Raw genomic sequence first — 20,670 nt, 5'->3', positions numbered from 1 at the left:
CAGAATAAAAAAATATATTCACCACGATGCCATTAATACATGTTTAATCGCCCTTTAAACTGCCTTTCACTACTTTTATAATATTATTTCTGATCTCTTAATAAAACTGGTTACCACCCTTACCACTTTTGCCTTTAAAGTGTTTACGGTAAATGATTTGACAGGTGGTAACCGTGCCATTTTTTTCGGTTACTACTGGTTACCACTGCTTACCACCGGATCGCCAATTTCAACCAACTCATATGCTTTATATGATTTGCCCTTAATCTTTACAGCCTTCTTCTCATATCCAAGTCTAGCCATCTCTTTACCAATCCTGTCCAATGACAAGCGCTGCATCGTCAGCTTTTCCAGGCGCACCTTTATATCGGTGGTGGTACGCGGCACTACATTAAACTGATTGCCAGCAGCAGGGAGTTCGTAGTACCGGTTAATAAGGTCGTATTCAATACTGCTCTTATCGAAGCTGGTAGTATATCCATTCAGCATAGCGATGTCATCACGCGTCAGCTCCCAGTTAAACCCATCCTTCCATAGGTGATAAGCTTCCATAATCACATCAGTCTTATCTATGCTGTTATAGGTAGCATGATCAATGGACAGCACATTCACCGGAATGATTCGACGGTTACCAGTAGGGTCGCTCAATATCTCTCCATCATTCGTAGTGCCACATAGGGAGGCAAGGCGCAGCAGATCTACGTTATTACGTCCGTATGGCTCACGTAGTGAAAATACCTGCTTACTGGTCAGCTCTTTTAGACGCTTTTCTTCCGCCTTTGACTTGCCCCCCATCTCATCATCACAGATAAACCACTTCTGTGTCATCAGTATTTCATCGTCTTTACCGGCATCAAGTTTTGACTCGGCATAATAGCTGCGCAGAGCGGTAGGCAGTAACCTCCGAAACCATTCGGTTTTCCCGGTGCCCTGTACGGCGCCACAAAGAACCAGCATAAGCGGAGAGTGCACGCCGTGTGCTGCGCTGATAGCGCCAACCAGCCACTTTGTCCCAAAGTAAGAGGCGTAGTGCGGCATAAATTCGCTACCCCGCACGCCGGTGTCTGTGTTGATCGTATCAAACAACTGCGCAATAACACCGCTGGGGTGACGGTCTTTGTTCTGTTCGAAGAACTCTAACAACGGGTTATAGTCCTGGGTGAAGTCAGAATTTATCAGCCGGTCGATCAGCTCATAAGAACCTTTATCGAATACCTTCTTTGACGAAATATAAATGCTATTGAAGTCCTTTGCCTGTAGAGGCTTCCCGTTATTCTCAATGTACCGGGTGATGGCGTTACGGCGCAGGTCATAGTTTTGGCGCATCCACAACTCAACGGCGTCTATCTCGCTATCGCCGTCTACCTTTACATTATTAGTAAATACCTGGTCAACAATGTCAGCGGATGCGCTGGCGGGGATATGCTCCTGCTCCTGGAGCATCTTTACCACGCTTTCACGGGAGCGCGCGCCTTTCTTAGCAAACGTTGCAGTCTGCACTATCAGTTTGGTCTGATCGCTAAAAAGCCGGATACCGGCCTGTTTGGCAAAGTGATAGAAGGAGGCAATCGTTATACCTGTCTTATTCGCTTTCAGGCAGTTGGTGTACTGACGGTCAGCTACTTCATATTTATATGTAGCTCCAAACTGACTAACCCGGTGGAAATCATCCCGGCCATTCTCCCCGAAGCGGTCAGCTATTGCAAAGGCGATGCGCAACCAGGTGGCATAGTCGCCGGTGATATCAATGCGACGCGTGGTGATCTCTTTAACAATCGCATCAAAATCTGACTTAACAAAAACGATATCAGGGACCTTCTTTAGTGCTACTGGCGGCTTCTTTGGATACTGACAGAATTTATCCGCCTTCTCATTTAGATACATGTGCGGATCATAGCTAACAAAGCGAGCGCGGGACACATCCCGGCAGGAGGGGTCAACGACTACCTGGTAATTAGTATACAGGTATTCCTGTAACCCCTCAAATGCTTCTGCGTGTTTGTCCGGGTTGATCTTGAATAGCAGCGCAAGCCCCTTTCCGCCGGCGGAAACAAAAGCAGCGTATACATGTTTATCCGGGCAAAGGAGTGATTTTAATTCCTCTGGGTCTACATCATCAATATCTATGCAGATAAAGCCGCTATGCTGGATAAGCCCGGACATTTGCCGCTCCCTGAACTTGCCTGACATACACGCCGCCGGCAACTTTACCTTATCCTTTTTGCCGGTACGAACAGCCAACACGTCATCCTGCCATTCTCCATCCTGAATGTAATGCAGCAGAATGTCAACCGGGATCTCCTTACCGTCGGCAGGTGCGTAGATATTATTATATATGCTTACTGTTGATGACATGCTGGTGGATCTATGCCTCTACCGGCGCTGCCGGTATTGGCTGGTACTTAAATACTTTTTGTAGTTCTTCATCAAACCATTGGCGGGTGGTGTCACGGTGCCACTGGTTGTAGCGTTTCCCCTTCTCCTTACACCATTCGCGCACTTTCTCCTGGAACATGCCACGCAGCTTATCTGCTATCGACTCGGTCATGTGTTTGACCTTCCATTCCCGTTTGGCTGTGTTGATGATTTCATACTTCACTTTATGGATGGCGAAATAATCTTTTCGCCCGGCGGCTTCTGACTCTTTTATTACCCGGTCCACATGTATAGAAAGCGGGCGTTCCTCGGTAAGCAATTCAAATTCGGCTAACTGCGGATCTATCTCCATTGGCTTCTTTACATTGGCGCCGCAAAATTCACATGTAGTCGCGCTGGCATGGATAATAGCTTCGCATTCCGGGCATTCCTTCACCGGCGCGACGCCTTCTTTATTACTCGGTTTCTCCGGGTGGTGGAATAACTCAGACCAATCACGTATCGCAGACCAGTCACCATGTACCAGGGCATTCCCTCCCATGTCCAGTATGGTAAAGAAATCCTTGCCCGGGAATGGGCGGCCGCCGCGGCCGGTCATTTGCAGCCAAAGTGGCAATGAAGTGGTGGCCTTGTTTACTATTACAGTGCAGATGCTTGGCTCGTCAAACCCGGTGGTAAGTATTCCAACGTTATTTAGAATGGCACCAGGCGTATCCCGCAACCAGGTAAGGCATTCCCGGCGGTACGCTTCTCCGCAGGTAGCATCCAGGTGTCTGGATGGATAGCCGGCAGCTATGAAGGCATCGTTGACAATCTTGCTATGCTCAACATTACAGTTGAATACTATTGCGCGAGAACCTTCGCAGTGCTGCCGGTAGCCTTCAACAGTGTTATTAACCTGCTTTGCGCGGGAAAACTCCTGTCCCATCTGCTTATCGTCAAACTCACCACCTTTGATACGCAAGGTCTTACGATCAATGTTTTTAATGTGGTAGGTGCGATTCTTGACTAAGCTGCCCATCTGTATCAGGTCCGGTACATCAATTCCGGTAACGATATCGTCATACAGGTCTTTGAGTGGTTCTTTCTTACTGGCGCTGATAGGAGTAGCGGTGAAGCCTATGAATATGGCATCTTTAAAGTACTGGTGCATCTTCTTGAAATTACCCAGGTGGCATTCGTCGATGATCACTAAGCCCACATTACCGAAATAATTTGGGTTCTTCTTCAACCTGTTAAAGGCTGTCTCCACCATCGCCGTATATACTGGCACATTAGGCAGGTATGTTTTGCCAGCTACCACCGGGTGACCTACAATGTCATACCATTCATATAGTGTGCGCCGTGACTGCTGCAGCAGTTCCTCCCGATGCACCATGATAAGTACTTTCTTATTATTACGGGCCAGGTACCGGCGGGATAATCCAGCGAATGTAACCGTCTTGCCGCCGCCGGTAGGGAGTTGGAAAACAACCTTGCGCTTACCGTCGGCAACCTTCTGAGCCACGCGGGTGATACTATCTTCCTGGTATGGTCTGAGCTGTCTCATTATGCGATTACTGACGTGGTTACATATAACTTTCCTTCGTAGTTATATTTAAATACCGGCTTCCAGCTCCGACCCACAAGCTCATTTTTAACAAATCTTCTCCCGGATGCTTTTACCTGATTTTGGTGCATTGTCTTTATCCTTCTCAGGATAGGACATACTTTCCGCTGTGGAACAAGGAAGGAAAGCTTCATCATGGGAGACACAGCGGTTATAAGTATCTTTGCCATAACTATGCAGTTTTCTTTTGTGGATTGCTATTTAATAGTCCTGACAGAGTATCCAGCTGGGCCTGCGACAGATCAAAATATTTCACGGTGTTGTCATATACGCCCTGGCTATGCTCGTCGTTTTTCTGGATCCGCTCTACTGCCTGCTCAAACTGTTTTTGGGTGATAACCGTCTTGGTACGGATAGGCTTCTTTTCAGGTGGAATACCTAGAGTTTCTGCTTCCTTATTGCCAGTAGGTATTTTTTGCTGGCCTGCTGCCAGTTGATGCGTATCATCTTCTGTATCCTTACTTTCCTCTGTTGGAATGAGCAGCATCTGCATAAGAGCATATTTCAGAGCCGCACTCATCGCCTTATTACAACCCTTATCCCCGCTATCCATTGCCTCACCTACCATAGTAGTTTTAACAAAGCTTCCGTCTTCCGCATAGAAAGTAAAACAGGCGTCAACGATTGTCCAGATCAATAGCGTCCCCTTAGTATTGGTTCTTTCTTCCCGTCGGGTATTGGTGATTTCAGAAGATATGAATACACCAGCATCAGCGAATAGACCATGCAACGCATTGTACATATCATCTATTCCACGAAAATTGTATCCCTGTGCGGCGTTCTTTCTATCTTTCTTTATGAAGTCAACACCCTTCATGATGCCGGCAATTGCTTTGTGAATGCCAGTTTGAATAATGTTTGTCATTTGATGTTTTGTTTTGTGGATTTAAAAAATCCGGGAAGAATAGAGTTGAACTATTATCTTCTGATCTTGCTGCAGCAATCAGACGCCTCTAATCATTGAGCTACATCCCGGTGGTTGATCTATAAGGATTCGAACCCAAACTATCGGGTCCAACGCCCGATGTGCTACCATTACACCATAGATCAATATGGCCGGTATTGCGCCACCGGCAAGGCGACCCCAAAACGTCTTAATATTTTTTAAGAAGCCAAAGCACTACTGGGGTGATCAGTGCTGCTAATATGATAATCCCGGCTACCACCTTCAATCTTTCCGCCCGTCGTACGCGCCGCGATGGCTTCAGCGGCTGTGTATTCATCAGGTACCAGTGTAAAAGCGTATTTTTCTGCTGCATAAAGAACTTTGTAAAGTGAGATAATAGCATGTCTTCCTTGGGCTGTTTCGTACCGCGTAGTGGCTATGACAGCATTATTTATTCGTATGGTCATCCATCCCGGCATGATCAGTTTTGTTGCTCTGGCTCCAACCTCGGATAAGACATATGCCTACAAGCCCTACGCGGTCGTTGATCGACCATAAAGACAACTGCCAGTACAAGGAAGCATATAGAGAAGAATAATAGCGAGCTCATTTCGATGTGGATTTTAATGCCTCTATGATAAGCATCACCAAGTATCCAATGCCGGCGATACCGCAAACAGCTGCGAGAAGATGTTGTATAATGAGATAAGTAGTAATCATTGTGGTGAGTTTGTGAGAAATAAGCGCCAGTCCTGAGAACAGGACCGGCTGTCCTATTATCCCTTTACCTATGAAATATTATTTTGATACTGGAATAGGAGTTACAAGCGATTCAAACTCTTCGATCCATTGCAAGACAATTTTTGCTGGACCGTTATTATCAGGTGTATCTCCAGGCATGATGCCGGCAAAGAATCGTTCGGCTGGTCTTCCTCCATCCGGTACAATACCATTCATGGTGTTATACCGGCACATCCTTTCATTTGCTAGGGTGCCTACAAGGCAGCAGCATTCCCCTTCGTATACGCTGCCGTTGATCTTGCCTTCAATAAGCTTCTTTTTGAGCCCAGACACTTCAGGAATGGCGTGTATGAGAATTTCAAAAAAGTCAGATTTGATCGGCATCAGGTTCGCGCTTCTCAGGTTCGCGCTTCTCAGGTTCGCGCTTCTCAGGTCCGCGCCAGACAGGTCCGCGCCAGACAGGTTCGCGCTTCTCAGGTTCGCGCTTCTCAGGTACGCGCTTCTCAGGTCCGCGCCAGACAGGTTCGCGCCAGACAGGTTCGCGCCAGACAGGTTCGCGCTTCTCAGGTCCGCGCCAGACAGGTCCGCGCCAGACAGGTTCGCGCTTCTCAGGTCCGCGCTTCTCAGGTCCGCGCCAGACAGGTCCGCGCCAGACAGGTTCGCGCCAGACAGGTTCGCGCTTCTCAGGTTCGCGCTTCTCAGGTTCGCGCCAGACAGGTACGCGCTTCTCAGGTTCGCGCTTCTCAGGTCCGCGCTTCTCAGGTCCGCGCCAGACAGGTCCGCGCCAGACAGGTTCGCGCCAGACTTGATTGCCTCTTTCAGCGTCTCCGCAATTGTGTTATCTTCTTTTTCGCATTCAAAGATCAGAGAGCCAAGAATAGATTTGATTTGAAGTTTGATTTGCATAAATTTGTGTTTTGAGATTGTTTATTAATGTGGTCGGTACTGGTAATACCGGCCCTTTTTTATAATCTTTAGTTATTGTTATAGATAGGGCCACATGTAGAAACATACAGCCGGATTGCTATCATCCTAGTTCCACATTATGAATAAGACATTGTGAAAAGTCCAACGCCATGGTACCTGCAACAATGAATTCTCGTATAGGCATCTTTGGACTATTGTTAATAGTTTCGTAGAACCACTCCCTGGTGGTTTCATTCTCAAACCTGACATTTCTTTCTGCCATCAGCGCTTCAGCCATAGCTGAAAACTCTTCCATATCATCAAATATGTTAGTCGTATTCCAAAGGGTCCACAGTTTGGCTATAAATTCTTTCTTCATAATTGTTCGGTTTATTTGTCTGTTACAACAGGTTTTTTAATCAGATCAAGGAATTTCCTTTTTACTGCTATGTCCCTTCCAACCTTTACGGTGCTGATCTTATGGCCTTTTATTCTTCTGTATATCGTATGCTTACTACAGTGAAACATGTCTGCCAGATCAGCAACAGTCAATTCCTCGTTCGGATCATGTTTAACTGCCATGATGTGCGCCACTGCTTTATTTGCTGCATCCTGGGCGCATTTATCAAGCATCTGTTGCAGCTCAGCTACGGATAGCGATACGATTTGAATGCTTTCCATTTTAGAGGGAATTGACTTTTTCTAAACGTGAATTAAGTTCAATATCTGCCTGCTGTAGCACAGCTTCTACAACTTCATAATGAGATGATTCATTATCAAGCACAGCGTAGAAAGTCCTGCGCTTTACGCCTGCTCTCCGGCACATTTCTGACGTATCAACTTCTTTCAGCCGATCCAGTATCTCCCTTCTTTTTTCCGGTGTTATCATTTCACGTATTTATACTTATTGTCATTTTGATACTGTGTTGTACATTTGTTGTACAGTATGTTAGTGCAAAGTACAAACATTTTGTTCAAATGAACAAACATAATCATCAAAAATTTTGATCAATTTTTTGAATAATGTCTAAAAAAGAAGGCGAAATATTAAGAAAAGCTATCCGGGATGCAGGGATGACGGTTCAGCAATTCGCTGAGATGATGGGCTATAGCGGTCGGACGACTCTGAACTATCAGTTTTTGAAGGACAGGCTGGATTTTGAGATTAAGGAGAAGGCAGCTGAAATATTGAATACAGATGTTCAAACATTATTTGAACGAATGACGAATGATCAAGGGGCTGATTCTGAGAAGGAGGCTCTTAGGGATTTAGTGGAAACACAAAAAAGCCTCATCAGGTACCAGAATGAGTTTATAACTGCACAACTGATACGTAATGAGGCTTTTGAGTCCGTAATTCTGGCTAGAATGGCGGAAATTGAAATTGCAACTGTTCCGAGTCGCAAGGGGGCAACCCTCGATGCCGTGTTAGACGAAGCTGAATCGGACGTTCAAGAAAAGATAAGAGAGATAAGGGATCGATTGAAGCTTCCTTCTTGATTTTTTTTCTGCGCTTTGCATTCTTCTTTCGCATGCTTCAGTATATTTGAGGGTAAAAACTGGTGCCAGGTACAGTGTCTACTGAAATTATTTTTACACTACGCAATCTATATACGTATCCATATGAAAAAAGCCTTTATTCTGCCAGTATTATTAATTATTTCTTGTAGCCAGGAAATGGTTACCCCCGATCCATCTGTAGATCCTATTGTACCAACCCTTATTGGTAAATGGAATAGTTCAAAATCTATCTATATTGAAACTACGTATAACGGTACAGCCATCATAAGTAATGATACTACTGTTTCCAACAATGATAGTGGATATGTCCAATTTAATAAAGATAGCATCTATTACACATATGTTCCCAATAATCATGGTACAGGTCAATATAGGGATACTGGGGTATTCACACTCAATCGTAATCAGGTAGAAACCACTTCAACTATAGATGGGCAAAGGGCTTTATTTAATATCAACGAACTTTCAGGTAGCGTATTGAAGATTAGTTATATTGATACAACATTAATCCCCAATGGAATATTTATTACAAAAGGTTTTTTAGAATATAACAAGTAGATATGAAAAGACTATTCTTATTAATAATACCCGCATTGTTTGCCTGTGGTGGTAAAAATAATGATCCCGTGCCCCCTGACCCATTCAAAGAACAGAAGGAGAAGACGTATAATTTATTACAGGGTGAATGGGTTTATTCTCGCCTAGAAATTAAAAGTATATGGAAGTGCTCTGGTAATACTGGATGTACTGTATTAAATCCAGATGGGACTGTGAAAGATACTACTCGGGCTAATTATGATCTCACGAATAGTTATTGGAAATTTACAGGTGATTTATTATCCTGTAAAAATACAGCAATAGTTGGATATAGTTTTGATAACAAAAAATATTCCATTATAGGCAAGGGGTTTACTATTCAGCCTTATGGTGGAAATGAATACAATATCCTAACATTAACCCCAGCTAAAGTAGTAATAACACAAAAAACAACAGGGCCTATTGATGGTAATATTTATTATGAATATTATTTTACCCATTATTTGATCAGGTAATAAATCATCTTCATTTATTTTTGGCTTAGTCGCCTGTAAAAAACGGGTGTTCAGCAAGGTTCTGGGCATTTTCTTCCTTATCAATACGAATATACTTCATAAAGGCTGACTCAGTCTTATGGCCTGTTATTTTCATAATGTCGATAGATTTGATACCTGCCTTATAAGCATTGGTAGCGAAGCTGCGTCGGGCAGTATGTATACTGGCAAGCTTATATCGCTCAACATATTCAGCTTTTTTAATTCCCCCGGTAGTCATCGCCACCAATTCAGGCGAAGTCATACCTGCCTTTTTACATATTTTTTTAATATGGTAGTTTAAACTATTGGTATCGAATACCGGCATTTTACCATCGTACTTTTCATAGATTTCTTTTGCCATCCAGTGTACAGGTATAATTACCTTGGCACCAGTTTTATGAGTAAGAACGTCAAATACCTTGCCTCTCAGCTTATACTTGTTTATAGCACGCAGGTCTTTCTTCCTTAACCCTACCCAGCACGCAAATATAAAAACATCCCTGGGCGCATCCTCGATAGGAGGGAGGTCTAACCTGTACAAGGTTTCTATTTCCTGAACTGTAAGTGCAATAGTATCGGCTTCCTCCCTGGATAATATAAGCTGGTCATCTTCGAATATACGATTGGCATGCTTCCCCGCCTTGTGCATGTACTTAAAAAAGGTCTTTATATTCCCAACAACTGTTGATATTGTATTTTTAGAAAAATCCTTTTGTGTAAGCCAGGAGATAAATTGTAATATCCAGGATGTGTTAATATTGTATGTTAATACCACCCCCTTCTCTGTACAATAGTCTGTGAGATACCTGTACATTTGGTCATATCCAGTAATACTAGCATCGCTAAATCGATCTTTGGTTTTTGGTTTCAACATATTTCCTGATCTCATATCAGCAAGCATCTGAAAGAAGTCTGACTTAATATCGCCTGTATTTTTGATTACCTTACCTAGGGATTTTTTCACTATAGCCTCCATATCTGTTTTTATAACCGGCTCCTGGGCAATACGTTTTGATTCCTCAAACTTTAATGCTGCATCTTTTATTCTGGCAAGAGTAAGCTCTTCAGACTTCTTCAATACAGACATATTAATACTTTCCTTATCTTTAACCCCTTTAATGCCGGTGGATACTCTGGCACGGGCGTCATCGCAGTAATGGGAGAAATAAATGTATCCATTTGAGAGAACAAACATTATGACTTTTTTTAGGTCTAATTTAGTTAAATATTTGATCATTGAATACACCAGAACATAAAACCAAATTAATCAAAAGGGCGTTGTTACTGCTGTTCAGATAGCAATTGTGTATTTTGATTTGCAAATGTTTATCAAACAGCTTTAATTGCGCACTAAAGCAAAAATCAATCTTATGGCCATTATAGAATTGGTAATGCCAAAAATGGGTGAAAGCATCATGGAAGCCACCATCCTCCGTTGGCATAAAAAGGTCGGCGATCACGTAAAAGTAGATGAAACCGTACTTGAAATTGCCACCGATAAAGTGGATAGCGAGGTTCCTTCCACAGGAGAAGGAACAATCACAGAGGTGCTTTTCGCGGAAAACGATGTAGTGCCGGTAGGTACTATTATTGCGCGGATCAACACCAATGCTGATGCAGCGGCTCCGGCAGGCCCGGCGGCACCTGCAGCTCCGGCAGCGGAACCAAAGTTTACTTCAGCGCCTGTACCTGCAGTGACAGCAGCTACTACTACCCCTGCGCCGGTTACCGGTGGTGGCGCCAAATTTTACTCTCCTTTAGTACTGACTATCGCACAGCAGGAGGGAGTTAGTTTTGCCGACCTGGAAAAGATTCCCGGCTCCGGCAATGATGGCCGAGTTACCAAAAAAGATATTTTGCAATATGTGGCAGACCGCCGCGAAGGCAGGGTGATCCCCGATGTAACGCCGGAACCGGTGTCAGCTCCTGCTGCTGTAGCCGCCCGTGCTGCTGTAGTACCTAATACCACTGTAGCCTCTCCTACCTATAGCGGCAACGTGGAAATCATTGAGATGGACCGCATGCGCAAACTGATTGCCAACCACATGGTAATGAGCAAGCAAACAAGTCCGCATGTGACCAGTTTCGCAGAAGCAGATGTTACTAACCTGGTGAAATGGCGGGAACGCGTGAAAGGTGATTTCGAGAAACGGGAAGGGGAGAAGCTCACTTTTACGCCGTTGTTTATAGAAGCTATCGTAAAGTGTATCAAGCGTTTCCCGCTGATCAACTGCTCCCTGGATGGCGACAAGATCATCATCAAGAAAGATATTAACATAGGCATGGCGACTGCATTACCTTCCGGGAACCTGATCGTACCCGTGATCAAGAATTCAGATATGCTGAACCTGGTGGGGTTGACCAAGCAGGTAAATGCCCTGGCTAATGCGGCCCGTCAGAATAAACTGAGGCCGGAAGATACCCAGAGCGGCACTTTCACGCTGACCAACGTAGGTACTTTTGGTAGCCTGATGGGAACGCCTATTATCAACCAGCCCCAGGTAGCCATCCTGGCGGTGGGCGCTATCAAGAAACGCCCGGTGGTAATAGAAACAGAAGATGGGGATACCATTGGTATCCGCCATATGATGTACCTGTCTATGTCTTACGATCACCGTATTGTAGACGGCTCCCTGGGCGCTACTTTCCTGACCGCTGTAGCCCAGGAACTGGAAAATTTTGATCCTAAGAGAGCGTTGTAGAAGAGCGTAAAGCAGAAAGCACAAAGCTATTTTAGCGAATGATCTAGGCGGATAATAATTACTCGCTCTGGTCATTCACTAAAATAGCTTTGTGCTTTCTGCCCTTCCGGGCATAAAAAGAGCGCCCCATTGAAAGGGCGCCTTTTCAGTTCCTTTGTGCCGAATAAAGGGAGATTATTTATTAATAACGACGGTCGCGGGAACCATATCCTCCGCCGCCGCGGTTGTTACCGCCACCTTTGAAATTATTATTCGGTTGTTTAGGTCTTGCTTCGTTTACCATCAATTGTTTTCCTTCGATTTCGCTTCCGTTCAAACTATCCATAGCCTTTGCCCCTTCTTCCTGATTAGGCATTTCCACAAAACCAAATCCACGTGAGCGGCCAGTTTCGTGGTCTTTGATAACCTTAGCGGAGGTAACCTCTCCAAAATCACTGAAAATCTGATGGAGATCCTCATCGGTCAACCTGTAGTGCAGGTTGGCTACGTAAATGTTCATGATAACTGAAATTAAAAAAATGAAAAATAATATACCTGAAGTTATGAAAATTAGTCTAATAAAAAAGTTAGCATTAAAATATTTTTGGTATTATCTATGCTTTTACCACTGCAGGATGATTCAAGATCCTCTGTGGTAAACAGTTTCCCCGACATAGAAATATTATTTAAAATGTCTGTCTATCGCTGCAAAACCCTCCTTTTTACCGGTTTTTTTTCGTAAATTCAGGACATGATCCATTAAATTTAATTCATATGGGAGCGTTAAGCGAAACCTGGTTTGCAGACGGGTATATCGATTTTGAGCTGAAGAAATATACCTTGCTCGCTTACCTGCAGGATATCAATCATTACTTTACCCAGAGCAAGCTGTACCCGCAGCTGTCGGACATTATCTTTCATTACAACAACCTGGTGGCTTTTCGGGACAACAAACAGTTTTTGCAGCAGCAGTTTCCCAAGCGCCTTACTGCGGTAAATCTACAGAAACTGGAGTTGCTGTATGAACAACTGATTGCGGATGACGAGTTAATAGCCGAACTGGAGAATATTATCCAATATTCCCTGCCACAGCTGAATAACACGATCAAAGAGGGAACAGAAATTTACGAGTACGTGGAAGAAAACCTCAATATTTTCCCGGTAGGACTGATCCCGCTGGATACGGCGGAAGGCTACCTGCTGCTATGCGACGGGAAATGTAATAACACGCTGGTATATGCTTACCGGTTAACGATTTTTGAACGCCACGATGAAAAATTCCGGGGTATTCATACCCAATATGTACAGGAATACCGGAAAGACGTGATAAATACCATTGGGCATATAAAAACCACGTTGATCCGGGAGCGGAATGCGCTGCCCAATCCGGCTGTTTACTGCATAGAAACGCCGCTGGTGGTGCCCATAGACGAAACCTTGTTACCCATCGCGAAGCGAAGCCTGGTAAAATATATTGCCGGGCAGGCTGCCTAGTTCAGGGCAGGGGCTTTGGTATCGCCATCATACACAATTTCCAGGGTATGATCTTTTAGGAACGGTGCATAATACTGTTCCAGTATCTTCTTTATTTTTTCTTTCGACTGCTGGATATACAAGGCATTGTTTTCCAGTTGCCCGCGGGAGGTTTGATACAGCTTTTTCTGTACATCGGTGTAGGTTTCATCGTTTTGGGTGAGCAGCCAGCCTTTACGGTTGGCCGTTTCCATACGGTCCATTTTCAGTTCATAGCTCAATAAGCGGGGAGCTGGCAGGTGAATGGTAATTTTCTTTTCCGTGAGCTGTACTTTGAAGGATTTATCATCGATGTTGATGCCATATTTTGCCTCATAGGGAACCGTCACCCAGACCGTATTTTCCAGGAATGCCTTTTTCAGGTTATCGGTCCAGTCGCCACTTTCTTCAATATTACTTCTTTTGATGCTGGCGGAGCCCTGTACATCCAGGCTGGCCAGTTCTGCGATCTCTTTTACAATGGTGCTGTTGGAAATTACCTGCTGGCTCATATCTGTGCTGCCAAAGCGTTTGCCCAGCCAGAAAACCAGCACAACGATGAGTACCAAAGCAACGAGGTAAATGATTTTTTTCATGACTGCAATTTAATAAAAAGCGGCCAGGTAATGGCGTGTGTGCGTGACCGTTACCTGGTCAAACTATCGATCAGGGAAGCATGTGCCGGGTAGGCTGCTTGCAGCGGCGCTTTCTCTGCCAGTTCAAAGTCGGCGAAGTCGAAGCCCGGGGCTACGGTACAACCGGTGAGGGCATATCCCCCGGGAACTTCTACCCGGGAAGCAAACCAGTTGCCGGCGGTGATAATGACCTGTAAATTTTCGCCGTTGGCAATATCGCGTCCCAGTTTATGCACCAGCAGTTGGCCTCCCGGCACTATTTCGTAGATGGTGAGCGTATGGCCATCGTAAAAATGCCAGATTTCATCGGCGGCAATGCGGTGAAAAGCGGAAAATTCGCCCGCTTCCAGCAGAAAATAGATACAGGTAGAGGCATTCCGGTTGCCACTCATGCCAGCAGGCAGGGTAGTCATATCCAGTACCCAATCAGAACGATAGGTTTCGCGGAAGGCGCCGCCTTCCACATGTGATTGTAATTTCAGTTGTTCACGCCAATGGGCGGCAGAATATTGCATGGATACCTGTTATGGTCGATTAACGAAAAGCAGGGGCGCTACTCTTTTTTCGTATAGAGGTCTGCGATATGTACCTGCATGTATTTTTCCGGGTTGGGAATTTCTGTAAACCCAAACTGCCGGTATAGGCCGTGGGCATCGGAAGTAATCAGCAACAGCCGTCGAAGGCCCTTTATAACCGGGTGGTCCATGATGGTGCGCATCAGTAATTTTGACAATCCTTTGCCGCGGTGCGGCGTTAGTATATATACATCTGCCAGGTAACCAAATAACGCATTATCGGTAATGACCCTGGCAAAACCTATTTGTTGTTGACCATGATATACGCCAAAAGGTATCGAATTTTCCACCGATTGCTTTACGATATCAAATGGTATGTTTTGCGACCAGTAGGACTCACGTGACAAATAATCATGTATAGCGTTGATATCCAGCCTGGACCGGTCGGTAGACACGGTATATTCGCCTTCGTGTATTTCAATGGTTTCCATATTTCAGTGGATGTTGTATGCACTAAAATACGGGAATATTTTTTATCGGTTCCGGCTTAACTGGCAACCGCCACCTGGTGAAGACCAGCCACCGGCAGGTGTGCAATGGTGGCAGCACCAAAGTAAGAAGGCGCCTGGTGATTAAACTGCAGGTAATCCTGTATAAACATCGCCTGGTTGTAGTAGGCGGTAGTAGCCACCGGTGATTGCCATTCGGGCAGGTTCAGCTGCCGCAGCGCACTGAGGGCCGTTTTATACCGGATCATACGGGCATATAATTGCGGAGGAATACCTACGATAGCACTGAAAATGCGTTCCAGCGTAGGGCGGGAGAGCCCGTAGCGGGCCGACAACTCTTCTACACTCACGTTGCCCTGCATAATCAACATATAATCTACCATATCATCTACTTCCCGGAGCGTGCAGTCGCGGGTAGCCAGCGCTTTGATACAGGCTTCGTCCAGCAGGGATTCTATCTCCCCGGGATCTGTTACCTGTTTTAAAGCAGCCGATAGTTCCTGCCAGCCGGGTTGATCTGTCATGGCCAGGTTGCGGTAATAGTTGGTGAAACCTGCTGCTTCCAGTCCCAGTAAACGGTAACACCCATATGCATTTAATTGTACCACGGCCACTTTTACCGGTCCTTGTACCTGTAACTGACAAGCGCAGGTAAGGTGCCCCAGTACCGCATTGGAAGGGAGTGTAAATGCCTTGTGGTTGGTAGGTTTGATTTCAGCTTTACCCTCCAGGATAAATACCATGTACTGATCGCCCAGGGCAAATAAATTCTGCGGCAACTGGATAATACCACGGGTATCATCTTCCCAGAAATAATACTGCTTTACAAAAGGGCGAAGTGCATCCGCGGGATGACAGATATGGAAGTTCATAGGTACAATAATGAAGTGTGTTTAAGGATATCGCTATCGCTGCAAGTCACACCATACGCTAAAGTGGCGATGTTGTTGTAAATATATGTTAAATATTTTATATTAAGAAAAATGTTTTTAACTAAAAAGGGGAGAAGGCCAGCGCTTTCTCCCCTTTTTAGTATTTGGCAGTGATGATTACTGTTGCAGATCCCAGCCCCAGTTAATTCCTTTTTCGGTAGCAGGTACGCCGCTTTCCAGCCATTGCGGAGCAGGTGCTCCCTGGAGGAAGTGGTCGAAAAACTGCTGCTCCCGGCGCTGTATATCTTTACGGTTCTGGCGTTGTACCAGGTTATGCGCTTCGTTGTTATAGTTGAGCAGCCAAACGGGCTTGCCTAAACGGCGTAAGCCGGTAAACAACTCAATGCCCTGGTACCAGGGTACGGCCCCATCGGCATCGTTGGCCATAATAGCGATCGGTGTGGTAACGCGTGGGAGGCTGAACAGCGGGGAGTTTTCCAGGTACAGTGCTGTTTTATCCCATAAGGTAGCCCCGATACGGCTCTGGGAATGTTCGTATTGAAACTGCCTGTTCATCCCGCTTTCCCAGCGGATGCCGCCATAGGCGCTGGTCATATTGGCCACCGGCGCGCCCGCCCAGGCGGCTTTAAACAGGTTGGTTTGCGTAACCAGGTAAGCTACCTGGTAGCCACCCCAGCTCTGTCCTTGTATACCCATGTTTTTGCCATCGGCCCAGGGCTGTTTAGCCAGGTTTTCCGCCGCACTTACAATGTAATCGTAGGCACTTTTGCCGGGATATCCATCTTCATAGCTGATATCCGGTGCAAACACCAGGTAACCGCGACTTACAAAGAAAGAGATATTCAGGCGGGAAGGCGTTGGCGCAGGGGCCTGATAACCGTATAGGCCATCGGTTAACTTCTCATAGAAGTAAAAGATCACCGGGTATTTTTTAGTACTGTCGAAGTTTTCCGGTTTGTAGAGAATACCTTCTGCAGGCTTGCCACTAAAGGTGGTCCACTTGTACAGGGAAGCGGTGCCCCAGTTATAGCTTTGCTGTTGTGGATTGGTATGACTCAGCTGCGAAGCTTTTGCTATCTCTTCACCGGCATATACATCGGGCGACATTTCATAGCGGCTTTTTACGAAAGTAAACACAGGCGCGGTTTTAGCCCGTTGCAGGTCGGCATAGGTATAAGGGCCGAGTACCACTTGTCGGGGCGCTTTAAGTTTTTGGCTTTTAGGATAGTCTTGTATGTAGAAGCCGTTGTACTTCGTATTTTCCTGGAAAGCGGAATACACCAGCGGTGTGCCGCCGGGGATATATTTCAGGTCAGGGTTGAGCCGGAGGTAGCGAAGACGGATCTTTTCCTTTCGGCCTAGTCCCTGTGTGAAATTGGAAGGCGTTTCTTTACCGGAAGGATCTACTTTCCAGATATCGTAGCGGTCGTAGATCAGCAGGCCGGCATCGTTGGCCAGCCATCCGGCGGTGCCATAGGCATCGGGTACATCCGGATGATCGTCTTCCTCATCGTATACTTTGGTGGGAATTCCCTGGCTGATGTTCACCGTAGCGCCGGTAGCATTGTTGTAGCTAAACCAGTTTTTGTTGGCCAGATCGTACCAGATAATATATTTTCCGTTGGGAGAAATAGCCAGCTGGCCATCCAGTTTTTCTATAATTTTTTTGCGGGTGCCCTTGCTGATATCCAGGAGGTACGCGGTTTTCAGGGTGCGGCCTATCCATTGCAGGGGAATGCGTTCGCCGCTATCCGTATAGCCGAGCGCGTTTGTACTGTTTTCTTCTGCCGGGAAGAGCACTGTTTCCATGTCTTTACCGCCCAGCTGTACCAGTTGTTTGGTGGCCAGGTGGTATACGGCTGCATAGCTTCTCTTCAGTTCCTTGTCGGCATTTTTGAGCTGCATGGGTTGCAGGTAATCGTCTTTATAGTTCCAGATATCTACTTTGGCTACTTCAAAATCTACCAGGTTGGTATCCTTCACGGGTAGTATGGGCGCGGTACCGAAAAACAGGTGTTGCCCGTCTTTGCTGAAACCCAGCATGGCATTGGGACTGATGGCCCAGTTGGCCGGGATGCCTTGGCTGTTTTTATCTGCAATCACGGCAGCGCTGTCCTGCCCGGGTTTGAAGTAGTATAGTTTAAAGAAAGGCTGCAGGGCTTTTTCCGCATCGGCGGTGGCCACCCAGGCGGCTTGTTCTCCTTTTTCGTCGAAGGCAAACTGTTTATAGTCAGTGTTGCCCTGACTGAGCGTATCTGTTTTCCTGGTGGCGGTGTGCCACAGCAGTACAGCATTGCGGGAGAGGGAATCTTTTTTGTCGGTACCGGTTTCAACCAGCAGTTGGTTACCAGGTTTACTGAAGGCGTATTCTTTCACATGTTTTATGCTGTCTTGCAAACCGGTGAGTAGCTGACGTATCACGAGGGTACCACTTTCTGTACCGGCGTTGCCGGTTTTGTCATCGTCGGCCCTGTCGTCATCGCTGGCGGCGGGCTTTTTATTGCCTTTGGCCTTGCTGGTATCCGCGGGCGTATCTTGCAGGAAGGCGAGTATGCCGCTGCCTTTTTCCGGTGTTTTAAAAGATTTTACGGAAGATATTTTCAGGATACCGGGTTGCCCGAGTGCGATAATGGCCATAGAATCTTTGGGCATTTCGGCCGCTTTCTTCTTTTTGATTTTGGCCTCACGGGTATCCTTAAACGGAGGTTTGATGCTGCAAACCAGGTAGCGGGCATCTTCTGTGATAACGGGGCTGCTGCCTCTTGGAATGATGGTGGATTGGCCGGTTTTACGGTCATAGATAAACAGGTTGCCATCTCCCTCCTGTGGTATTATGGTATATACCACCCATTGTCCGTTGTTGCTGATCAGTTTAGCGCCAATACTCTGCCAGCTGTCGTAAACGCTGTGGTCCAGCGGCTTTTTGGCAGGTTGTTGGGCATAGGTAACGAGGGTTGCTCCCAGAAGGGATAACCCCAAAAAAGCTTTTCTCATAAGCGCTAAAGTAATTAATCCAACGCTCAATGTACGAAAATACGCCTGATTATCTAGTGGGAAACGTTATCAGCGGCTGTTTTCCCCTTTGCGACGCGCAACATTTGGAGTCCAACGGAAAGGATGATACAGCCTAGCCCGGCATAGAAAGCGTTGTTTAGGAATTTGTTTTCATGAAACAATACAAAAGCCATGACGATACTATATACCGGTTCGAGGTTGAAACAAAGATTGACGGTGAACGGTGATATTTTTTTCAGTGCGTTCATGCTCAGCAGGTACATGAGCACCGTGCAGAACCAGGCCAATACCAGGAGATAGAGAAAATCAATACCGGAGGGCAGGAGGGTATTTACGGGCGAGAAGTGCAGGTACAGGGGCAGGGCCATGGTCAGCACAACGAAGCCGGTAGACAATTCATAGAACGTAATGGTGGACGTATCGAATCGTTTGATGAGTCGTTTATTGAACACCGTAAACAGGGCAGCAAACATGGCGGAAATAATGCCCAGGATGATCCCGAAGCGGTATTGTGTATCGAAGTGAAAGATGAGCAGGATACCTGCCAGCGTGAGCAGGCTAAGAAGCATTTCAGCCACATCGAAGCGGCGCCGGTTGATTAGTGGATCGAAGATGGCGGTAAAGAGGCTGGTGAGTGAAAAGCAGACCACTCCGATAGATACGTTGGAATACTTGATACTGCCATAGAAAAACAGCCAATGCAGGGCAACCACCACGCCGGTGGCGCCTATGGGGAGAATATCTTTCCAGGGGAGTTTTTTAAAGGTGCCCTGGAAGCGGAATAATACGTATAAAGTAATCGATGTAAGTAGGAGCCGGTACCACACTAATAATCCCTCGTTTAAGGTGATTAATTTTCCCAAAATACCGGTAAATCCAGCTAAAAATACAGAGAGATGTAACTGGAGAAATGCTTTTTTCATGACCCATTTAATGTATTTAGGGATTTGTTCCTTTTCATACCTGGATATAAAAAGGAGCAAATCCCTAAACGCTATGCAAATTATTAGATTAAGTTAGTTCTGCACCCGTCGTTTATAGTTACGGAAGAGGCTTTGCCATTGTATTTTCAGGACCCCCAGGATACCTTCTTTCACAATACCTTTGCTCATTTTGGAGTATCCTTCTTTCCTGTCTTTGAAGGTGATGGATACTTCTTTGATTTTGAAGCCCAGTTTCCAGGCGGTAAATTTCATTTCGATCTGGAAGGCGTAACCTACAAACTGTATCTGGTCGAGGTTGATGGCTTCCAGTACGGTGTTGCGGTAGCATACAAATCCGGCAGTGGGATCTTTCACCGGCATCCAGGTGATCATACCCACATAGATGGAGGCGCCATAAGATAATACGGCACGGTCCCATGGCCAGTTTTCGGTTTTACCGCCTTTTACATAGCGGGAGCCTACTGCTACGTCGGCTCCTTCTTTGGCGCAGGCGTCGTACAGGCGTACCAGGTCTTTGGGGTTGTGCGAGAAATCGGCATCCATTTCAAAGATATACTGGTAACCTTTAGCCAGGGCCCATTTGAAGCCATGGATATAAGCCGTACCCAAACCTTGTTTGCCGGATCTTTCTTCCAGGAATAATTCATTGGGATGTTGCTGTTGTAAAGATTTTACAATAGCGCCGGTACCGTCGGGTGATCCGTCATCCACAATGAGTACATGAAAGTTCTCCTGTAAGGAAAATACTGCGTCAATGATGTTCCGGATGTTATCCTTTTCATTGTACGTAGGAATGATAACGAGCTTTTCCAATTCCTGAGATAATATTTTTGGACTGCGAAAATAATTCAATT

The 20,670-nt window shown here is 45.8% G+C and carries 23 protein-coding genes and 2 tRNA genes; 5 read left to right on the top strand and 20 right to left on the bottom strand.

Features of this window, described 5'->3' with window-relative positions; translation table 11 throughout:
- Positions 1–192: 192 nt before the first annotated feature.
- The 11 genes from FHW36_RS19515 to FHW36_RS19470 all read right to left on the bottom strand — a co-directional run bounded on the left by FHW36_RS19515 (position 193) and on the right by FHW36_RS19470 (position 7,407).
- Positions 193–2,355 (bottom strand): VapE domain-containing protein, encoded by a 2,163-nt coding sequence (locus FHW36_RS19515; protein ID WP_145671270.1) that lies wholly within the window; start codon positions 2,353–2,355, stop codon positions 193–195.
- Between the two features lie 10 nt (positions 2,356–2,365).
- Positions 2,366–3,925, bottom strand: a complete 1,560-nt coding sequence (locus tag FHW36_RS19510) for a DEAD/DEAH box helicase (RefSeq protein ID WP_145671269.1) — start codon at positions 3,923–3,925, stop codon at positions 2,366–2,368.
- Entirely contained in the window at positions 3,925–4,155 is a 231-nt protein-coding gene (locus FHW36_RS19505; RefSeq protein WP_145671268.1) for a hypothetical protein, read from the bottom strand. The genes FHW36_RS19510 and FHW36_RS19505 overlap by 1 nt, the downstream gene beginning before the upstream one ends.
- A 2-nt stretch (positions 4,156–4,157) precedes the next feature.
- Positions 4,158–4,850, bottom strand: coding sequence for an ERF family protein (locus FHW36_RS19500; protein WP_145671267.1), 693 nt, complete (start codon positions 4,848–4,850; stop codon positions 4,158–4,160).
- A gap of 30 nt (positions 4,851–4,880) precedes the next feature.
- Positions 4,881–4,960, bottom strand: a tRNA-OTHER gene (locus tag FHW36_RS30575).
- A gap of 1 nt (position 4,961) precedes the next feature.
- Positions 4,962–5,035 (bottom strand) — tRNA-Gln (locus tag FHW36_RS19495).
- Between the two features lie 54 nt (positions 5,036–5,089).
- Positions 5,090–5,338, bottom strand: coding sequence for a hypothetical protein (locus tag FHW36_RS19490; protein WP_145671266.1), 249 nt, complete (start codon positions 5,336–5,338; stop codon positions 5,090–5,092).
- A 331-nt stretch (positions 5,339–5,669) separates the two neighbouring features.
- Positions 5,670–6,518, bottom strand: coding sequence for a pentapeptide repeat-containing protein (locus tag FHW36_RS19485; protein WP_145671265.1), 849 nt, complete (start codon positions 6,516–6,518; stop codon positions 5,670–5,672).
- A 121-nt stretch (positions 6,519–6,639) separates the two neighbouring features.
- A complete protein-coding gene (locus tag FHW36_RS19480) occupies positions 6,640–6,897 on the bottom strand; it encodes a hypothetical protein (RefSeq protein ID WP_145671264.1) in 258 nt (85 codons plus the stop codon).
- Between the two features lie 11 nt (positions 6,898–6,908).
- Positions 6,909–7,199 (bottom strand): helix-turn-helix domain-containing protein, encoded by a 291-nt coding sequence (locus FHW36_RS19475; RefSeq protein ID WP_145671263.1) that lies wholly within the window; start codon positions 7,197–7,199, stop codon positions 6,909–6,911.
- A gap of 1 nt (position 7,200) precedes the next feature.
- Positions 7,201–7,407, bottom strand: coding sequence for a hypothetical protein (locus FHW36_RS19470; RefSeq protein ID WP_145671262.1), 207 nt, complete (start codon positions 7,405–7,407; stop codon positions 7,201–7,203).
- A gap of 134 nt (positions 7,408–7,541) precedes the next feature.
- On the opposite strand from FHW36_RS19470, the gene FHW36_RS19465 reads away from it, so the two are divergent.
- From FHW36_RS19465 to FHW36_RS19455, 3 genes are all read left to right on the top strand, one after another.
- Positions 7,542–8,018 (top strand): helix-turn-helix domain-containing protein, encoded by a 477-nt coding sequence (locus FHW36_RS19465; protein WP_145671261.1) that lies wholly within the window; start codon positions 7,542–7,544, stop codon positions 8,016–8,018.
- Positions 8,019–8,141: 123 nt separating this feature from the next.
- Positions 8,142–8,597, top strand: a complete 456-nt coding sequence (locus FHW36_RS19460; protein ID WP_145671260.1) for a hypothetical protein — start codon at positions 8,142–8,144, stop codon at positions 8,595–8,597.
- Between the two features lie 2 nt (positions 8,598–8,599).
- On the top strand, positions 8,600–9,091 hold the full coding sequence (locus FHW36_RS19455) for a hypothetical protein (RefSeq protein WP_145671259.1): 492 nt from the start codon (positions 8,600–8,602) through the stop codon (positions 9,089–9,091).
- 25 nt (positions 9,092–9,116) lie between these two features.
- Here FHW36_RS19455 and FHW36_RS19450 read toward each other — a convergent pair whose 3' ends face one another.
- The gene (locus tag FHW36_RS19450) at positions 9,117–10,307 is read right to left on the bottom strand and encodes a tyrosine-type recombinase/integrase (protein ID WP_186452534.1); all 1,191 of its coding nucleotides are present in this window, start codon (positions 10,305–10,307) and stop codon (positions 9,117–9,119) included.
- 175 nt (positions 10,308–10,482) lie between these two features.
- Here FHW36_RS19450 and FHW36_RS19445 point away from each other — a divergent pair, with 175 nt between their 5' ends.
- Complete coding sequence (locus FHW36_RS19445) at positions 10,483–11,814, top strand: dihydrolipoamide acetyltransferase family protein (protein WP_145671257.1); 1,332 nt, start codon at positions 10,483–10,485, stop codon at positions 11,812–11,814.
- A gap of 181 nt (positions 11,815–11,995) precedes the next feature.
- On the opposite strand, the gene FHW36_RS19440 is transcribed toward FHW36_RS19445, so the two are convergent.
- Positions 11,996–12,313, bottom strand: coding sequence for an RNA recognition motif domain-containing protein (locus tag FHW36_RS19440; protein ID WP_145671256.1), 318 nt, complete (start codon positions 12,311–12,313; stop codon positions 11,996–11,998).
- A gap of 254 nt (positions 12,314–12,567) precedes the next feature.
- On the opposite strand from FHW36_RS19440, the gene FHW36_RS19435 reads away from it, so the two are divergent.
- Entirely contained in the window at positions 12,568–13,287 is a 720-nt protein-coding gene (locus FHW36_RS19435; RefSeq protein WP_145671255.1) for a hypothetical protein, read from the top strand.
- Here the strand turns inward: FHW36_RS19435 and FHW36_RS19430 are convergent.
- The 7 genes from FHW36_RS19430 to FHW36_RS19400 all read right to left on the bottom strand — a co-directional run bounded on the left by FHW36_RS19430 (position 13,284) and on the right by FHW36_RS19400 (position 20,629).
- On the bottom strand, positions 13,284–13,901 hold the full coding sequence (locus tag FHW36_RS19430; RefSeq protein ID WP_145671254.1) for a DUF4230 domain-containing protein: 618 nt from the start codon (positions 13,899–13,901) through the stop codon (positions 13,284–13,286). The two genes, FHW36_RS19435 and FHW36_RS19430, sit on opposite strands and share 4 nt — an antisense overlap.
- A 50-nt stretch (positions 13,902–13,951) precedes the next feature.
- Entirely contained in the window at positions 13,952–14,455 is a 504-nt protein-coding gene (locus tag FHW36_RS19425) for a cupin domain-containing protein (protein WP_145671253.1), read from the bottom strand.
- A 38-nt stretch (positions 14,456–14,493) separates the two neighbouring features.
- On the bottom strand, positions 14,494–14,946 hold the full coding sequence (locus FHW36_RS19420) for a GNAT family N-acetyltransferase (protein ID WP_145671252.1): 453 nt from the start codon (positions 14,944–14,946) through the stop codon (positions 14,494–14,496).
- 56 nt (positions 14,947–15,002) lie between these two features.
- Positions 15,003–15,836, bottom strand: coding sequence for a DUF6597 domain-containing transcriptional factor (locus FHW36_RS19415; RefSeq protein ID WP_145671251.1), 834 nt, complete (start codon positions 15,834–15,836; stop codon positions 15,003–15,005).
- Between the two features lie 177 nt (positions 15,837–16,013).
- Positions 16,014–18,851, bottom strand: a complete 2,838-nt coding sequence (locus FHW36_RS19410; RefSeq protein WP_145671250.1) for an alpha/beta hydrolase family protein — start codon at positions 18,849–18,851, stop codon at positions 16,014–16,016.
- A gap of 53 nt (positions 18,852–18,904) precedes the next feature.
- Complete coding sequence (locus FHW36_RS19405; protein ID WP_145671249.1) at positions 18,905–19,795, bottom strand: DMT family transporter; 891 nt, start codon at positions 19,793–19,795, stop codon at positions 18,905–18,907.
- Positions 19,796–19,888: 93 nt separating this feature from the next.
- A complete protein-coding gene (locus tag FHW36_RS19400) occupies positions 19,889–20,629 on the bottom strand; it encodes a polyprenol monophosphomannose synthase (protein WP_145671248.1) in 741 nt (246 codons plus the stop codon).
- Positions 20,630–20,670 lie beyond the last annotated feature (41 nt).

Origin of the sequence: Chitinophaga polysaccharea, from assembly GCF_007829335.1 — a bacterium.
GTDB classification, from domain to species: domain Bacteria; phylum Bacteroidota; class Bacteroidia; order Chitinophagales; family Chitinophagaceae; genus Chitinophaga; species Chitinophaga polysaccharea_B.
The sequence above is the reverse complement of the archived record's forward strand: the minus strand, read 5'-3'. Positions and strand labels throughout refer to the sequence as shown.

Excerpts from the sequence above, each read along its gene's own strand:
- FHW36_RS19430 (WP_145671254.1), bottom strand. The coding sequence starts at position 13,901 with ATGAAAAAAATCATTTACCTCGTTGCTTTGGTACTCATCGTTGTGCTG.
- FHW36_RS19420 (WP_145671252.1), bottom strand. The coding sequence starts at position 14,946 with ATGGAAACCATTGAAATACACGAAGGCGAATATACCGTGTCTACCGAC.
- FHW36_RS19515 (WP_145671270.1), bottom strand. The coding sequence starts at position 2,355 with ATGTCATCAACAGTAAGCATATATAATAATATCTACGCACCTGCCGAC.
- FHW36_RS19465 (WP_145671261.1), top strand. The coding sequence starts at position 7,542 with ATGTCTAAAAAAGAAGGCGAAATATTAAGAAAAGCTATCCGGGATGCA.
- FHW36_RS19475 (WP_145671263.1), bottom strand. The coding sequence starts at position 7,199 with ATGGAAAGCATTCAAATCGTATCGCTATCCGTAGCTGAGCTGCAACAG.
- FHW36_RS19415 (WP_145671251.1), bottom strand. The coding sequence starts at position 15,836 with ATGAACTTCCATATCTGTCATCCCGCGGATGCACTTCGCCCTTTTGTA.
- FHW36_RS19510 (WP_145671269.1), bottom strand. The coding sequence starts at position 3,925 with ATGAGACAGCTCAGACCATACCAGGAAGATAGTATCACCCGCGTGGCT.
- FHW36_RS19490 (WP_145671266.1), bottom strand. The coding sequence starts at position 5,338 with ATGACCATACGAATAAATAATGCTGTCATAGCCACTACGCGGTACGAA.
- FHW36_RS19470 (WP_145671262.1), bottom strand. The coding sequence starts at position 7,407 with ATGATAACACCGGAAAAAAGAAGGGAGATACTGGATCGGCTGAAAGAA.
- FHW36_RS19450 (WP_186452534.1), bottom strand. The coding sequence starts at position 10,307 with ATGTTTGTTCTCTCAAATGGATACATTTATTTCTCCCATTACTGCGAT.
- FHW36_RS19460 (WP_145671260.1), top strand. The coding sequence starts at position 8,142 with ATGAAAAAAGCCTTTATTCTGCCAGTATTATTAATTATTTCTTGTAGC.
- FHW36_RS19455 (WP_145671259.1), top strand. The coding sequence starts at position 8,600 with ATGAAAAGACTATTCTTATTAATAATACCCGCATTGTTTGCCTGTGGT.
- FHW36_RS19405 (WP_145671249.1), bottom strand. The coding sequence starts at position 19,795 with ATGAAAAAAGCATTTCTCCAGTTACATCTCTCTGTATTTTTAGCTGGA.
- FHW36_RS19440 (WP_145671256.1), bottom strand. The coding sequence starts at position 12,313 with ATGAACATTTACGTAGCCAACCTGCACTACAGGTTGACCGATGAGGAT.
- FHW36_RS19500 (WP_145671267.1), bottom strand. The coding sequence starts at position 4,850 with ATGACAAACATTATTCAAACTGGCATTCACAAAGCAATTGCCGGCATC.
- FHW36_RS19410 (WP_145671250.1), bottom strand. The coding sequence starts at position 18,851 with ATGAGAAAAGCTTTTTTGGGGTTATCCCTTCTGGGAGCAACCCTCGTT.
- FHW36_RS19445 (WP_145671257.1), top strand. The coding sequence starts at position 10,483 with ATGGCCATTATAGAATTGGTAATGCCAAAAATGGGTGAAAGCATCATG.
- FHW36_RS19485 (WP_145671265.1), bottom strand. The coding sequence starts at position 6,518 with ATGCAAATCAAACTTCAAATCAAATCTATTCTTGGCTCTCTGATCTTT.
- FHW36_RS19505 (WP_145671268.1), bottom strand. The coding sequence starts at position 4,155 with ATGGCAAAGATACTTATAACCGCTGTGTCTCCCATGATGAAGCTTTCC.
- FHW36_RS19425 (WP_145671253.1), bottom strand. The coding sequence starts at position 14,455 with ATGCAATATTCTGCCGCCCATTGGCGTGAACAACTGAAATTACAATCA.
- FHW36_RS19480 (WP_145671264.1), bottom strand. The coding sequence starts at position 6,897 with ATGAAGAAAGAATTTATAGCCAAACTGTGGACCCTTTGGAATACGACT.
- FHW36_RS19435 (WP_145671255.1), top strand. The coding sequence starts at position 12,568 with ATGGGAGCGTTAAGCGAAACCTGGTTTGCAGACGGGTATATCGATTTT.